Here is a 14,618-nt window from a genome sequence, read left to right on the forward strand (position 1 = left end):
CTGCTATAAGGACGGTTCGGATGTTGCGGACGGTTCCGGCGCTTTCGCTCCGGGGGCCGTTTTCTTTTTGCGTCGGCGCTGCTGAAAAGCGGCGCCGCGCGCTTGATGAAGGGTAATGAAATGGTCGACAAAGTTCCGATGACCCAGGGTGGATTTACGAATCTGCAGGAGGAGCTGCGCTGGCGCCAGCAGGAAGAACGCCCACGAATCATCGAAGCGATCGCCGAGGCCCGCGCCCATGGCGACTTATCGGAAAACGCCGAATACCATGCGGCCAAGGAAGCGCAGAGCCATAATGAGGGCCGAATCAGCGAGCTTGAGGATCTGATTGCGCGCGCCGAAGTTATCGATCTGTCGAAGATGTCCGGATCGAAGATCAAGTTCGGAGCGCGGGTGAAGCTCATCGATGAGGACACCGAGGAGGAAAAGACCTACCAGATCGTCGGCGATCAGGAAGCCGACGTCAAAGCCGGACGTATCTCCATTTCCTCCCCCATCGCCCGTGCGCTGATCGGCAAGGAAGTCGGTGATTCGATCGAGGTCAACGCGCCCGGCGGCTCAAAGGCATACGAAATTCTCGCCATTCACTGGGGCTGACCAGCCCGACGGGGCGCATTCCATTGCGCCCCCCATCCCCCCTTCACAATTGACTTCGTATGCGCGAGGAGCGTGCTTTCGTGGCCGATATCCGGGACGTCGAGATCATTGCGCCCAACTTCAAGCGGCGTCTCTCCGGAGTCACTTCGACCATCATCCAACTGATCCCGGTGCAGCGGGCCTTGGGTCAGAAGATCGCCGTCCTCGGCCCGGGTCTGCCCGCGACATTACCCTCGATCCGGTATCGCGACCTGGTCCATCTCTGGAGCGCGCCGGCCGGGCGGTCGTGCCGCATCTGGCATGCACGCCGCAATGTCGAGATGCTGCCGGCGATCCTGCTCCGGGACGTCTTGGGTATGAAGATCCGCATCGTATTCACCTCGGCTTCGCAGCGGCGACATACAGCCTGGAGTAAGTTCCTCATCCGCCGCATGGATGCGGTGATTGCCACGAGCGGCAAGACGGCCGCCTATCTGGACGTGCCGAACTCGGTGATCCTGCACGGGATCGACACGAAGCGGTTCCGGCCGCCGGCTGACAAGGCGGAGGCGAAACGTGGTCTCGGCCTCGACCCCTCGAAGAAATATGCCGGTTGTTTCGGCCGCGTGCGCCATCAGAAGGGGACAGACCTCTTCGTCGACAGCATGATCGCCCTCCTGCCCTGCCGGCCGGATTGGTGCGCGATCGTTGCCGGACGGGCGACCGGTCCTCACCTCACTTTCGAGGCGGAACTCAAGGACCGTGTCGCAAGAGCCGGTCTCACGGAGCGCATTCTCTTTGTCGGCGAGCACACCAACATTCCCGACTGGTATCGAGCCCTCGATCTCTTCATCGCGCCGCAGCGCTGGGAAGGTTTCGGGCTGACGCCGCTCGAGGCGATGGCAACGGGCGTGCCCGTCGTCGCCGCCGACGTCGGCGCATTTGCCGAACTGATCGCGGAAGAGTCCGAGGAAACCGGCGTCCTCGTCCCCGCCGGGGACCTGCAGGCGATGGTTGATGGTGCGGCGGGCTTCATGGACGATGCGGCGCGGCTTGCCGCCGCGGGCACCAATTCACGCGCGCGGGCCTCCAAGGGCTTCGCCATCGAGGGCGAGGCTCGCGCCATTGGTGCGGTGTACGAGACGCTGATGCGCTGATCCGCTGATCCGGTGGCCTATCGCTTCGAAGCGAACAGTTTCAGATAGGCATCCGTGATCGCCGCCTTGGAGAACTGGCCGATCAGCGTCTCGTATCCGCGCTCGGCGAGCCTGGTTCCGAGCACGCGATCATTGGAGATCTGCTCGATCGCACGCGCAAACCCGTCGGCATCCCCGATGTCCACCATCAGGCCATTGTCGCCGTCGCGCATGAACCATTGCGGTCCTTCGGCTCGGCTGGAGACCACCGGCGTGTTCTGGGCCCAGGCTTCGAGGATGACATTGCCGAGCGGCTCGTGGCTGGACGGCATCACAAAAATGTCTGCGGCGGCGAGGAACGGCCTGGTATCCTCCTGCCAACCCGCGAATCGCACCCGGTTGGAAACGCCGAGGTCGGCCGCAAGCTTTTGCAGATTGTCGCGCTCCTCGCCGTCGCCGAGAAGCCAGAGATAGGCGTCGTGCAATTTGGCAACAGCCTCGATCAGAGTGTGGAACCCCTTGCGTTCGACGAAGCGCCCCATCGACAGGATCAGCGGAGCATTGGCTGGTGTGTCAAGCGCGGCCCGGTCCTTTGCCGGCACCCGCTCCGTGCCGGTGAAGTTCGATATGACCTCTATTTGCCGCGTCCAGCCAAGGTTGCGGACGTGTTCGGCTATGCCCGGCGTGTTGCAGACGAGGCAGTCCGTGTTCTTGAAATAGTCGAGGCGCTTCGGGTAGTCGCCAAGCCGCGAAATCCTGATGCAGCCGTCGTAGGGGGGCATGAGTTCGCTGGCGCGCGGCGCCCATGCCATCAGTGCGTCCGGCCTGCCCTGCTCTGCCATGCGCAGGGCCTTGCGCGGCAAGAGCAGGCGATCAAGCGAGAGGTTGCGGAAATTGCTTTCCGTGATCTTCGTGGCACCCTCGACCTCCCGCCGCCAAGTACGTCCGGGGCGGATAATGGACGTCTGCTCGACTCCCCGTTCGGCGAGCGCGTTTACGAGATTGACGAAAAAGCGCTCCGCGCCGCCGTCCTTGCCGAAATGAAAATGCATCACTTTCATTGGCGGGCCACACCTTTGGCAAAAAGCTCGAGATAGGCATTGGTGATCGCTTCTTCGGAGAACCGCGCGCGCAGCGTCTCGCGACCGCCTATACTCAGCTTTTGGCGAAGGGCCGGGTCATCGCGCACTCTGCGGATAGAATTCGCGAGTCCTTCGTCATCGCCGCAATCCACCAGCAATGCATCGGCCTCGTTCGTCATGACCCAGGAAGGACCCTCTGCCCGCGAAGCAACCGTCGGTTTGCCGGCGCCCCAGCCCTCGAAGCAGACATTGCCGAGCGGTTCGTGCGATGAGTTGATGACAAAGACATCGCCGGCCGCCAGATAGCCATAGGCATTGGTCTGCCACCCGGCGAAACGCACGCGATCGCGCAGACCGAGTTCATCGGTCAGCCTTTCCAGCTGTTCTCGTTCGGGTCCATCGCCGATGAGCCACAGATAGGCGCCGTCGATCATTTTGACGGCCCGGAGAAGGCCGTCGAAACCCTTGCGCTTGACGAAACGCCCCATGCCGACAACCACAAAGGCTTCATCCGGCGTCCGCATGCCCGAGCGCGCAACCGGCGCGACCGGGACGGCACGCGTGAAATTGGCGATCACCTCTACATCCCGCTTCCATCCGAGTGCGCGTACCTTGGCCGCCATGTCGGGCGTAATGCACACCAGCGTCTCGACATTGCCGTAGTAGTCGAGATGTTCGGGGTAGTCGCCGAGGCGCGAGATGCGATAGGCCCCCTTATAGGCGGGCATGAACCGGCTCGCGCGCAATTGCCATGCCATGATCACATCCGGCCGGAAGTCCCTCAATATGCGCTGCATTCTCCACTGCAGCAGGAATCGCGACAGGGAAATGCGGCGGAACGTGCCCTCATAGATTTTCGCGCTGCCCTCGATCTGGTTGCGCCAGCTGCGCCCGGGTCGGATCAGTGCGCGTTGCTCCACGCCCCTTTCATGCAAGGCGTTGACCAGGTTCACGAAGAAACGTTCCGCGCCCCCTTCCTTGCCAAAGTGAATATGCATGACTTTCATATGGTCGCCTTTGGAGCCTTCAGCGGGAAAGCGCATCGTCAATATTCGGCCGCGCTTTCAGCGCGTGCCGTTGGTAAGCCTTGGCAGCGGTCAGGAATGCATAAACGGCCCCGGTCATTGCCTCGATGAAACCGGGAAAGCCGCAGCGCCACAGGCCGTTGCGGAAATAGAGCCGGTAGAAATAGAGAGGCGGGCCGAAGAGCAGCTTGTAGGGCCGCGGCGGTCTTCCCTCGGCGGAATGCTGGTCGGCCTTGAGCGTTGAGTATTTGTTTTCCTTGAGGATCTGCTCGTCGATGATCAGCGGCCGATAATGCAAAAGGCTGCCGGCCCCGGCCGCACCGACCTTGCCGTCCGGAATGATCCCTTCATGCACCTTCTGGCCGAGATCGTAGCGCCCGCGTCCGTTGCGGATCAGTCGAAGATTGCGGCGTTCATGGACTTTCTCGGGCGTATAGCCGTAGCCGATCAAATATGGGCGCCGCGCCACCCTCCAGCCGACGATGTCATCCGGGGCGGCGAGAAGCGAGGGCAGCAAAGCCTTGAGCGGCCCGTCGAAGCGCTCATCGGCATCGATGTTGAAGCACCAGGGTTCACGGCATTGCTCAAGGGCGAACTGCTTCTGCCCGGCATAGCCCCGCCAGGGCTCGTACATGAAGCGGATGGGCCAGCCCTTGTCGATATAGGATTGCACCAGGGCGACCGTGCCGTCCTTCGAGCCGGAATCGACGATCACGATCTCGGCGCATTGTTCGAGGCTCTCGATGCAATTGCCGAGATAGGCCTCTTCGTTGAGGCAGATGATGAAAGCCGAGAGCGGGAGCTTCGGCACGATGGCAGAGCTCCTTCTCACCTTTCCCGCCACATCCGGGCTTTCGTCCTGCAGATGTTTCAATTCGTTCCGCCTAGCAAAACCTGGGATGGAGAAGTCTCAACAGACCCTAGATCTCGACCTGACAGGCGTCCTTGACCTGGCGGATCGTCAGCATCGTTCGAACCGTGTCGACATTGTCGGTCGCGGTGAGTTCTTCAATAACGAAATCTTGAAAGGTCGCAAGGTTCTCGGCCACGCACTGCAGGAGAAAGTCGGACTCGCCGGAAACCATCCAGGCTTCGCGTACGAGCGGCCACGACGCCGTTCGCGCCGCGAAGGCCTTGAGGTTGGCATCCGACTGGTGCTTGAGCCCGACCATGCAAAAGGCGACGAGATCGTATCCAAGCGCCGAAGCATTGAGGAGCGCGCGATAGCCGCGAATGACGCCGGACTCTTCGAGCTTGCGGACGCGGCGCAGGCAGGGAGGTGCTGAAATCCCGACCCGCTCGGCAAGCTCCACATTCGTCATCCGGCCGTTTCCCTGCAACTCCCGCAGGATCTTCATGTCGATGGCATCGAGGTCGACGCGTATGGCCATTGCCCAATATCCCCAATCTCTGCTTGCCTCGCTCCTGGAGGCCCGTTCTTCGCCATATAGATATCGCAATCGCAAGGAAACAGCGGAAATCCTCGGCAAGGCACACGGCGAGCGCGCCACCGACGCTGAAAACACACCGTCCGGCGAAGGCTTGGCAAGCGAAGCTGCATGCGTCCCCTGCACGTAATCGCGCCGAGGAGAGAGAGCGCGGGCGGACGCATGCACGGGCACCTTCGGCGCCCCTCGCTGCGGGGCGGCCAAGCTGCCGGCGACCGCGGTCGAGAAATTCCGGCGGAAACGCGGCAAAATTCCCGATCTGGTGTCAATTTCCTGGTGCAGGCGCAAGCACTTGTGTGTATCAGCGGAGGCGCCCTTGAAAGTCCGGGCTGTGAATACCTAAAGTAAGGCGATATTTTTTGCCACTTGCAGAACCCACCGGATAATGCCCAGCAGATCTTCCGGCGAATGAAGGACACAAGCATGACCGCCCGCCACACCAAAGTGCTGATCATCGGTTCCGGCCCTGCCGGCTACACCGCCGCGATTTATACGGCGCGTGCCATGCTTTCGCCCGTGCTCATCGCCGGCATGGAACAGGGTGGGCAATTGATGATCACCACGGATGTCGAGAACTATCCGGGCTATGCCGATCCGGTGCAGGGTCCCTGGATGATGGAGCAGATGCTGAAGCAGGCTATCCATGTCGGCACCGAGATCGTCAATGATATCGTGACCGATGTCGATCTCTCCGTCCGCCCCTTTCGCGTCAGGACCGATAGTGGCGCCGAGTGGACGACCGACACACTGATCATCGCCACCGGCGCCAAGGCCAAGTGGCTCGGCATCGAGACCGAGCAGACCTTCATGGGCTTCGGCGTTTCCGCTTGCGCCACCTGCGACGGATTTTTCTACCGCAACAAGGACGTCATCGTGGTCGGCGGCGGCAACTCCGCCGTGGAAGAGGCACTGTATCTCTCGAACCTGGCAAAGACGGTAACGGTGGTCCACCGTCGTGACGCATTCCGGGCAGAAAAGATCCTGCAGGAGCGTCTTTTCGCCAAGCCGAACGTGAAGATCGTCTGGGACCACGAGGTGATCGAATATCTCGGCGCACCGGCAAACCCGCCGATGCCCGCCTCGGTCAACGGCGTGAAGCTCCGGAACACCAAGACCGGCGAAGTCACCGAAATGGCGGCCGACGGGGTCTTCGTCGCGATCGGCCATGCGCCGGCCGTGGAACTCTTCAAGGGCAAGCTTCGCCAAAAGCCGAATGGTTATCTCTGGACCGCGCCCGATTCGACCGCGACCGATGTTCCGGGCGTTTTTGCCGCAGGCGACGTCACCGACGACGTTTATCGTCAAGCGGTTACCGCCGCGGGGATGGGCTGCATGGCGGCGCTTGAGGCGGAGAAATATCTGGCGGGTCATATGCCCGTCGCAATTGCAGCCGAATAGAAGCTGCAAAAGCGGGCCGACGCCTCTCAAGGCGCGGCTTCGTGTGGGAACAGAAGCATCGGTGCCGCCCGGAGGACGCCGCCCGGTTCCTCCGAGCGATCCTTTATGGGGGAAGTCATGGCGCTCGACTGGGACAAACTGCGCATATTTCACGCGGCGGCCGAGGCCGGATCGTTCACGCATGCGGCAGACAAGCTCCATCTGTCGCAATCTGCGATCAGTCGCCAGGTCAGTGCGCTCGAGCAGGATGTCGGCATCAAGCTGTTTCATCGCCACGCCCGCGGCCTGATCCTGACGGAACAGGGCGAAATGCTTTACCGCACCGCACACGAGGTGCTGATGAAGCTCGAAAGCATCAAGGCGCAGCTGAGCGAAACCACCGACAGGCCAAGCGGCAAGCTGCGCATCACCACGACGGTCGGTCTTGGCCAGGGCTGGCTGACCGACAAGATCCAGGAGTTCATGACCCTTTATCCGGATGTGCAGGTACAGCTCATTCTCGACAACGAAGAGCTTGATGTGAACATGCGGCATGCCGACTGCGCGATCCGGCTGCGCCAGCCACAGCAGTCGGATCTGATCCAACGCAAGCTGTTCACCGTGCACATGCATATCTACGCGGCGCCGTCCTATATCAACAAGCACGGCGAGCCTCACACGCTCGAGGAGCTGGACAACCACCGCATCATCACTTTCGGCGAGCCGGCCCCGAACTATTTGCTTGACGTGAACTGGCTGGAAATCGCCGGCCGCGATCCGGACAATCCGCGCGTCTCGCACCTGCAGATCAACAGCCAGACGTCCATCAAGCGCGCCTGCCTGCTCGGAATCGGAATCGCCATGCTGCCCGACTATATCGTCGGTCGCGACCCCGGCTTGATCCAGCTGCCGATCAGTGCCGAGATCCCCTCTTTCGATACCTATTTCTGCTATCCGGACGAATTGAAAAACTCGGCGAAGCTGAAGGTCTTCCGTGACTATATCGTCGCCAAGGCCCGGAATTGGAGTTTTTGACGGACGGGACAGTTGCTCGCTTTCTGGGCGTATGTCTGTGCGAGCGCTAAGCTGCTGTTTTCCTGGCGTTTATTCCTGTCGCCGGGGAGAATTCGATCTGGATCAGTTCCATTGTTCGCCGCAAAAATATGCAGCGATGCGCGCACGGCATGGCTGACATGCATATTAAATGATTGCTCGTCGCCCAAAAAAACAGCATACCAAAAACAGCTGATGCATCTTTGGTGGCTTCTCCTCCCAGTGCCACCGCAGCAGCTGTTCCCCTCTGGAGGTTCTAATTACCTTCACAACTACAAAGGGCCCAAGTTTTCTTGCGGCCCTCTTTTTTTGTTCGCTATCCGCACACCCCCCAGTTGAGATTTCGCATGGGGAGGCTATTGAAAGCGGACTTGATGCTCCCCATATCTCTTTTGGCTGATGCATTTGGCGGCTTTCTCCTCCCCGGCCGCTGCAGCAGCCGTTCCCCTCTGAAGGTTTTCAAACCTTCACAACTGATAGGGCCCAAGTTCTCTTGCGGCCCTTTTTTTTGCCCTGGCGAAGGCCGATGCGCGGATTCAAGGCATTACAGCGACCTTTGCGCGCCTGCAAAGACGCACGGCGCTGTACCGTCAGATCAGGCGCGCACGATGATCGCCGCCTCGGTGGCTTTCCCGCGCACCTGCCTCGACGCGGCTGATTCACATTGCTGCCGGCGGACGGAATGTTTACTGCCATATCGGTCGTGCAGGCGCTCGTCACTTTGCATGGAAGGAAGACAACGTGCACATCAGGAATGCGGCCGACGCCGATCTCCAGGCGATTTGTGACATTTACAACGATGCGGTGGCGAATACGACGGCGATCTGGAACGAAACTCTCGTCGACATTGCCAACCGTAGGGCCTGGCTGAAGGCGCGCAATGCCGCGGGATTTCCGGTGCTTGTCGCCCTTTCCGAGGCGGATGAGGTCGTCGGCTATGCGTCCCTCGGCGAATGGCGCGCGTTCGACGGTTACCGCCATACGGTTGAGCATTCGGTTTATGTGCGTCGGGACCAGCGCGGCGCCGGCATCGGCCAGGCGTTGATGCTGGCACTGATCGAAAGGGCCGAGGCGCTCGGAAAGCATGTGATGGTCGCCGGGATCGAGTCGGGCAACCACCCCTCGATCCATCTGCATGAACGGCTGGGCTTCCAACAGACCGGTCATATGCGGGAGGTCGGCACCAAATTCGGCCGCTGGCTCGATCTGACCTTCATGCAGTTGATACTGCGCACAGGCTCACCCGATTGACGGACGCCGCGGTGGTTTCCCGCCGGCGGCGAAGATGCTATTTTTGCTCACTCGGTCGTCGCTGAGGAGCCGCATGGTCGAACAAGGCAGAGCGGGCAGATGCCACTTCTGGAGCAACCGAATGGGACGTCTGGCGCGCGCTGCCGGAGCAGCCGCCATGGCCATCTGGCACGCCGTCGGTGTCAGCGGCCCTGCCGAGGCGCGGACCGATGCGCCCGTTCCGCGAAAATGCCTCTATGCCGGCAACTCGGCAGCAAATCCGTCGGTCCGTCTTTGCATAAGGCGTGAGAATTTCGCACGCGACGTCTGTGGCATCATCAAGCATTACGCCGAAACCAATGGTCTCCCTGCGGCCTTTTTCGCCCGCTTGATTTGGCGCGAGAGTCTTTTCCAACCGGACGCCGTCAGTCCCAAGGGAGCCGAGGGGATCGCCCAGTTTATGCCGGCAACGGCAAAATTGCGGGGCCTCCCCAACAGTTTCGACGCGGTAGCCGCACTCGGAAAGTCGGCCGAGTATCTGAGCGAACTCAAGCTTCGCTACGGCAATCTGGGATTTGCAGCGGCGGCCTACAATGCCGGCGAGGCCGGGCTCGAGCGTTTCCTGGAGAGGGACCGGCTGCCCTATGAGACGCGCAACTATGTCCTGGCGATCACGGCCCATCCGGTCGAGGACTGGCGCGATAACCCGCCGAAGGCGCTCGACCTCTCGCTCGACAAGGATAAGAGCTTCCTGGAGGGCTGCGTCGCGCTTGCGAACACCCGCCGGTTGCGTGAGATCGCCGTTGCCGACGAGGCGGCCTGGGCGCCCTGGGGCGTTCAGCTGGCGGCGCATTTCCAGAAAGCCGTCGCCCAGCGAATGTTCCTGAATGCCGTGAAGCGGCTGCCGGCGCCGATCAGCAGTGAAAAGGCCCTGCTCGTGCGGGAGCGCAACGGCGGCTTCGGAGCGAGAAGCCGGTACGCCGCCCGGATCGGCCGCCAGACGCGCGCCGAGGCGGATAAGTTATGCGCCGCCGTTCGCCGGAGCGGCGGGTCCTGTATCGTCTTCAAGAATTGACGGGGAGTTCGGCGTTTGCGCCGCCATGAATAAAGGTTGGTTATGAAAAAGCCCGCCGGTCAGGCGGGCTTGGTTGTCTGTCGCGGATCAGTCTTCCGCGTCTGCAGGTGGCTCGGCGACGATGGCCTCGCCGGCGGTCACGACTTCCTCGATCCCGTCCTCGCCCTCCGGCTCGCTGATCCGTTCGACCGAGACCACCTTCTCGTCCTTTGCGGTCGAGAAGATCGTGACACCCTTGGTGGCACGGCTTGCCAGTCGAATACCGTCGACCGGCACGCGGATCAGCTGTCCACCGTTGGAAACGAGCATGATCTGGTCGTTATGCTCGATCGGGAATGCCGCGACCAGTTCGCCGATCTCGGCGGTCTTGGAGGTGTCGGTGGCGCGGATGCCCTTGCCGCCGCGACCGGAGGTGCGGAAATCATAGGACGAGGACCGCTTGCCGAATCCCTTTTCCGAGAGCGTCAGCACGAACTGCTCGCGTGCCTTGAGCTCCTCATAGCGCTCGTTGGTGAGTTCGCCGCCATTGGTGACCTCCTCGCCGACCAGCACGATCTCTTCGTCCTCGCCGGTTGCGGCGCGCCTTTCGGCCGCCGACCGCCGCAGATAGGCGGCGCGTTCCCAAGGCTCGGCATCCACATGGGCGACGATCGCCATCGAGATAATCCGGTCGCCGTCCCCGAGCGAAATGCCACGCACGCCGATCGAATTGCGCCCGGCGAAAACGCGCACGTCGGAGACCGGGAAGCGGATGCATTGGCCGAGGGCCGTCGTCAGCAGCACGTCGTCGAACTCGGTGCAGGTGTCGACCGAGAGGATTTCGTCGCCCTCCTCATCGAACTTCATCGCGATCTTGCCGTTGCGGTTGACCTGGACGAAGTCGGAAAGCTTGTTGCGCCGGACGGTGCCGCGCGTCGTCGAGAACATGACGTCCAGGTTTTCCCAGGTCGTCTCGTCCTCCGGCAGCGGCATGATTGTGGTGATGCGTTCGCCGGGACTAAGCGGCAGCATGTTGATCAGCGCCTTGCCGCGCGATTGCGGGGTGCCGATCGGCAGCCGCCAGACCTTTTCCTTGTAGACGATACCTCGCGAGGAGAAGAACAGGACCGGCGTATGGGTGTTGGCCACGAATAGCCGGGTAACGAAATCCTCGTCGCGCGTTGCCATGCCGGAGCGACCCTTGCCGCCGCGGCGCTGAGCACGATAGGTGGTCAGCGGCACACGCTTGATGTAACCGAGATGCGACACGGTCACGACCATGTCCTCCCGGGCGATGAGATCCTCGTCGTCCATGTCCGGACCGCCATCGGCGATCTCGGTGCGGCGCGGCGTGCCGAATTCGTCGCGGACGGCGGCGAGCTCGTCCTTGACAATCTGCATGATGCGCAGTCGCGAGGAGAGGATATCGAGATATTCCCGGATTTCCTCGCCGATCTTGTTGAGCTCCTCGCCGATCTCGTCCCGGCCAAGCGCGGTCAGGCGTTGCAGGCGGAGTTCGAGAATGGCGCGCGCCTGCTCTTCCGAGAGGTTGTAGGTGTCGTCGTCATTGATGCGGTGACGCGGATCGTCGATCAGCCGGATCAGCGCGTCGACCTCATGCGCCGGCCAGCGACGCTCCATCAGTTGTTCGCGCGCGCTCTGCGGATCGGGCGCGTGGCGGATAAGCTTGATCACCTCGTCGATATTGGCGACGGCGATGGCGAGGCCGACCAGGACATGCGCCCGCTCGCGAGCCTTGCGCAGCAGGTATTTTGTTCTCCGGCTAACGACATCCTCGCGGAACGAGACGAAGGCGCGCAGCATGTCGAGCAGCGTCATCTGTTCCGGCTTGCCGCCGTTCAGTGCCACCATGTTACAGCCGAAAGACGTCTGCAGCGGCGTGTAGCGATAAAGCTGGTTGAGGATCACATCGGCATTGGCATCGCGCTTCAGCTCGATGACGACGCGGTAGCCCTGCCGGTCCGACTCGTCGCGAAGATCGGAGATGCCCTCGATGCGCTTGTCGCGCACCAGTTCGGCCATCTTCTCGATCATCGTCGCCTTGTTCACCTGGTAGGGGATTTCGGTGATGATGATCTGCTCACGGTCGCCGCGCATCGGTTCGACATGGGCACGGCCGCGCATGATGACAGAACCGCGGCCGGTCTCGTAGGCCTGGCGAATGCCGGCGCGGCCGAGAATCAGCGCGCCCGTCGGGAAGTCCGGACCCGGGATGATCTGCATCAGTTCCGGCAGTTCGATTGCCGGATCGTCGATCAGAGCGATGCATGCATCGATGACTTCGCCGAGATTGTGCGGCGGAATATTGGTTGCCATGCCGACGGCGATGCCGCCGGCGCCATTGACGAGCAGGTTCGGAAATTTCGCCGGGACGACGACCGGCTCCTGCAGGGTGCCGTCGTAATTCTCGCGAAAATCGACCGTTTCCTTGTCCAGATCGTCGAGCAGCGAATGGGCCGCCTTCTGCAGCCGGCATTCGGTATAACGCTCGGCCGCAGGCGGGTCGCCGTCCACCGAGCCGAAATTGCCCTGGCCGTCGATCAGCGGCAGCCTCAGCGACCAATCCTGCGCCATGCGCGCCAGGGCATCGTAGATCGCCATATTGCCGTGCGGATGGTATTTACCCATCACGTCACCGGTCACCCGGGCGCATTTGACGTATTTCTTGTTCCAGTCGATGCCGAGTTCGCTCATCCCGTAGAGGATGCGCCGGTGGACCGGCTTCAGCCCGTCGCGCACATCGGGAAGCGCGCGGGAGACGATCACGCTCATGGCGTAATCCAGGTAGGACCGCTGCATTTCCTCGATGATGGAAATCGGCTCGATGCCTGGCGGATTCTTTCCGCCGCCGGGAGTGCTTTGTTCAGTCAATGTCGATCACGATCTTTGTTAAGAATCAGTCGGTTCTTTATAGCCGAATGCGGCTTTGCGCGCCAATTTGGCGGAAGGTTTTGAACAGTCTTTCGCCGCCGGAGCGGGCTTTTCTGAGGCATGTGGCGCGCCGTGCCGGTTTAAGCCATCGCAGTACGCTTGGCCACTGAAATCGACTTCGGGAACCAACAGTAATTCAGAGGGCTAGAGCGGCCTCTGGGTGCCTCGTTCGACGGCGCCCTGCCCGCCCCTTTCCAAGCGCGCATGGCTTGCCTAACAATGCGGCTCCACAATCCGGACCAGCCGGGATGCCTCAAGGGGGGAACGGATGTTCAATGCCGACCTGCTGATCAATGCGCTGACGACACTCCTCGTGACGCTCGACCCGCCGGGTCTGGCGCCGATCTTCTTGAGTCTCACCGTCGGTTTGAATCGGCAGCAGCGTATTCAGGTTGCGACGCGCGGTTCGCTGATCGCCTTCGTCATCCTTGCAGCCTTTGCTCTATTCGGCGACGGCATTCTCGGCCTGCTCGGCATCTCGATCGGTGCCTTCCGGATCGCAGGCGGCCTGCTGCTGTTCTGGATCGCCTTCGAGATGATCTTCGAGCGGCGCCAGGAAAGAAAGGAAAAGACCGGTGAGGCGGCCGTCACCAAGGATCACATTCACAATATTGCGGTCTTCCCGCTTGCCCTGCCCCTGATCGCCGGACCGGGGGCAATTTCGGCGACCATCCTGCTCGGCAGTTCCTTCCCCTCCGTCCTCGATCGCGTGCAGCTTCTTACCGTTATCGCGGTCTCCATGGCGCTTCTGTTTCTGGCGCTGGTGATCGCCGAACGGGTCGACCGCTTTCTCGGCGTCACCGGGCGCGCGATCCTCACCCGCCTGCTGGGCGTCATCCTTGCGGCACTCGCGGTGCAATTCGTGGTCGACGGCGTACGCGCTGCCTTTGGCATCTGATCGTTCGAGAAACGCAAACGGCCCGCTTCGAAACGGGCCGAACGGATTCTGCTGCTTGACGGACGCGCGGCGCCGTAAGGCCCCACACAGCGCCATTGCTTGATCAGAACGGAATGTCGTCGTCGAGATCGCGCGAGAAGTTGCCGCCGCCCTGGTTCGGCTGGCCGCCGGCGCGTCCGCCGGAGGACTGTCGCGGCTGGTCGTAATCCTCGTAGCCGCCACCACCGAGGCTTCCGCCGTAGTCGCTGCCGCCGCGGCCCGCCCCGCCGCCCTCGCTGCGGCCGTCGAGCATCGTCAGCGTCGAATTGAAGCCCTGCAGCACGATTTCGGTCGTGTAGCGGTCATTGCCGTTCTGGTCCTGCCATTTGCGGGTCTGCAGTTGTCCTTCGATGTAGAGCTTGGCGCCCTTCTTCACATATTGCTCGACGACCTTGCAGAGGCCCTCGTTGAAGACGACGACAGTATGCCATTCCGTCTTCTCGCGGCGCTCACCGCTGTTGCGGTCGCGCCAGCTTTCGGAGGTCGCAATGCGCAGATTGGCGATCGGCCGGCCGTCCTGCGTGCGCCGGATCTCTGGGTCTGCCCCGACATTTCCGATCAAGATCACCTTGTTGACGCTGCCAGCCATATCACTTTTCCCGTGCTTGCCGCCGAACCGCCGGCCCGGCTTTCCCATGTCTCAAGAGCGCGCATCTTAGCGGCCCGTCGCCGTCTATACGCCCCCGCGCCGGGCGTAATCCACAGCTGATATTTGTTCTTTTTTTGTTCTAGCGATTGCCTATTATCC

Annotated in this window: 13 protein-coding genes; 7 read left to right on the plus strand and 6 right to left on the minus strand. The window is 61.7% G+C overall.

Annotated elements, in window-relative coordinates:
• Positions 1-120: 120 nt before the first annotated feature.
• Both greA and SJ05684_RS07485 read left to right on the plus strand, forming a co-directional pair.
• Positions 121-597, plus strand: a complete 477-nt coding sequence (gene greA / locus SJ05684_RS07480; protein ID WP_034854815.1) for a transcription elongation factor GreA — start codon at positions 121-123, stop codon at positions 595-597.
• 80 nt (positions 598-677) lie between these two features.
• Complete coding sequence (locus tag SJ05684_RS07485) at positions 678-1,733, plus strand: glycosyltransferase family 4 protein (RefSeq protein WP_034854905.1); 1,056 nt, start codon at positions 678-680, stop codon at positions 1,731-1,733.
• Positions 1,734-1,750: 17 nt separating this feature from the next.
• Here SJ05684_RS07485 and SJ05684_RS07490 read toward each other — a convergent pair whose 3' ends face one another.
• The 4 genes from SJ05684_RS07490 to SJ05684_RS07505 form a co-directional block, all read right to left on the minus strand.
• Positions 1,751-2,773 carry a glycosyltransferase gene (locus tag SJ05684_RS07490; RefSeq protein ID WP_034854816.1) on the minus strand — a complete coding sequence of 341 codons (1,023 nt, stop codon included), beginning with the start codon at positions 2,771-2,773 and terminating at the stop codon, positions 1,751-1,753.
• Complete coding sequence (locus SJ05684_RS07495) at positions 2,770-3,801, minus strand: glycosyltransferase (protein ID WP_034854907.1); 1,032 nt, start codon at positions 3,799-3,801, stop codon at positions 2,770-2,772. Before SJ05684_RS07495 ends, SJ05684_RS07490 begins: the two co-directional genes overlap by 4 nt.
• Before the next feature lie 19 nt (positions 3,802-3,820).
• Positions 3,821-4,633, minus strand: a complete 813-nt coding sequence (locus SJ05684_RS07500) for a glycosyltransferase family 2 protein (RefSeq protein ID WP_034854908.1) — start codon at positions 4,631-4,633, stop codon at positions 3,821-3,823.
• 106 nt (positions 4,634-4,739) lie between these two features.
• Positions 4,740-5,210, minus strand: a complete 471-nt coding sequence (locus SJ05684_RS07505; RefSeq protein WP_034854817.1) for an Lrp/AsnC family transcriptional regulator — start codon at positions 5,208-5,210, stop codon at positions 4,740-4,742.
• 480 nt (positions 5,211-5,690) lie between these two features.
• Here SJ05684_RS07505 and trxB point away from each other — a divergent pair, with 480 nt between their 5' ends.
• The 4 genes from trxB (at position 5,691) to SJ05684_RS07530 (ending at position 10,002) form a co-directional block, all read left to right on the plus strand.
• Positions 5,691-6,665 (plus strand): thioredoxin-disulfide reductase, encoded by a 975-nt coding sequence (trxB, locus tag SJ05684_RS07515; protein WP_034854909.1) that lies wholly within the window; start codon positions 5,691-5,693, stop codon positions 6,663-6,665.
• Positions 6,666-6,782: 117 nt separating this feature from the next.
• Complete coding sequence (locus tag SJ05684_RS07520) at positions 6,783-7,679, plus strand: LysR family transcriptional regulator VtlR (protein ID WP_034854910.1); 897 nt, start codon at positions 6,783-6,785, stop codon at positions 7,677-7,679.
• 759 nt (positions 7,680-8,438) lie between these two features.
• Positions 8,439-8,948: a GNAT family N-acetyltransferase gene (locus SJ05684_RS07525; protein ID WP_034854819.1), complete on the plus strand. Its 510-nt coding sequence runs from the start codon at positions 8,439-8,441 to the stop codon at positions 8,946-8,948.
• 73 nt (positions 8,949-9,021) lie between these two features.
• Positions 9,022-10,002, plus strand: a complete 981-nt coding sequence (locus SJ05684_RS07530; RefSeq protein WP_034854820.1) for a transglycosylase SLT domain-containing protein — start codon at positions 9,022-9,024, stop codon at positions 10,000-10,002.
• A gap of 87 nt (positions 10,003-10,089) precedes the next feature.
• Here the strand turns inward: SJ05684_RS07530 and gyrA are convergent, their stop codons facing one another.
• Positions 10,090-12,873 carry a DNA gyrase subunit A gene (gene gyrA / locus SJ05684_RS07535; protein WP_034854821.1) on the minus strand — a complete coding sequence of 928 codons (2,784 nt, stop codon included), beginning with the start codon at positions 12,871-12,873 and terminating at the stop codon, positions 10,090-10,092.
• 328 nt (positions 12,874-13,201) lie between these two features.
• On the opposite strand from gyrA, the gene SJ05684_RS07540 reads away from it, so the two are divergent.
• The gene (locus SJ05684_RS07540; protein WP_034854822.1) at positions 13,202-13,831 is read left to right on the plus strand and encodes a MarC family protein; all 630 of its coding nucleotides are present in this window, start codon (positions 13,202-13,204) and stop codon (positions 13,829-13,831) included.
• A gap of 103 nt (positions 13,832-13,934) precedes the next feature.
• Here SJ05684_RS07540 and SJ05684_RS07545 read toward each other — a convergent pair whose 3' ends face one another.
• Entirely contained in the window at positions 13,935-14,459 is a 525-nt protein-coding gene (locus tag SJ05684_RS07545) for a single-stranded DNA-binding protein (RefSeq protein ID WP_034854823.1), read from the minus strand.
• Between the last annotated feature and the right edge of the window lie 159 nt (positions 14,460-14,618).

This window comes from Sinorhizobium sojae CCBAU 05684 (genome assembly GCF_002288525.1).
Taxonomy (GTDB): domain Bacteria; phylum Pseudomonadota; class Alphaproteobacteria; order Rhizobiales; family Rhizobiaceae; genus Sinorhizobium; species Sinorhizobium sojae.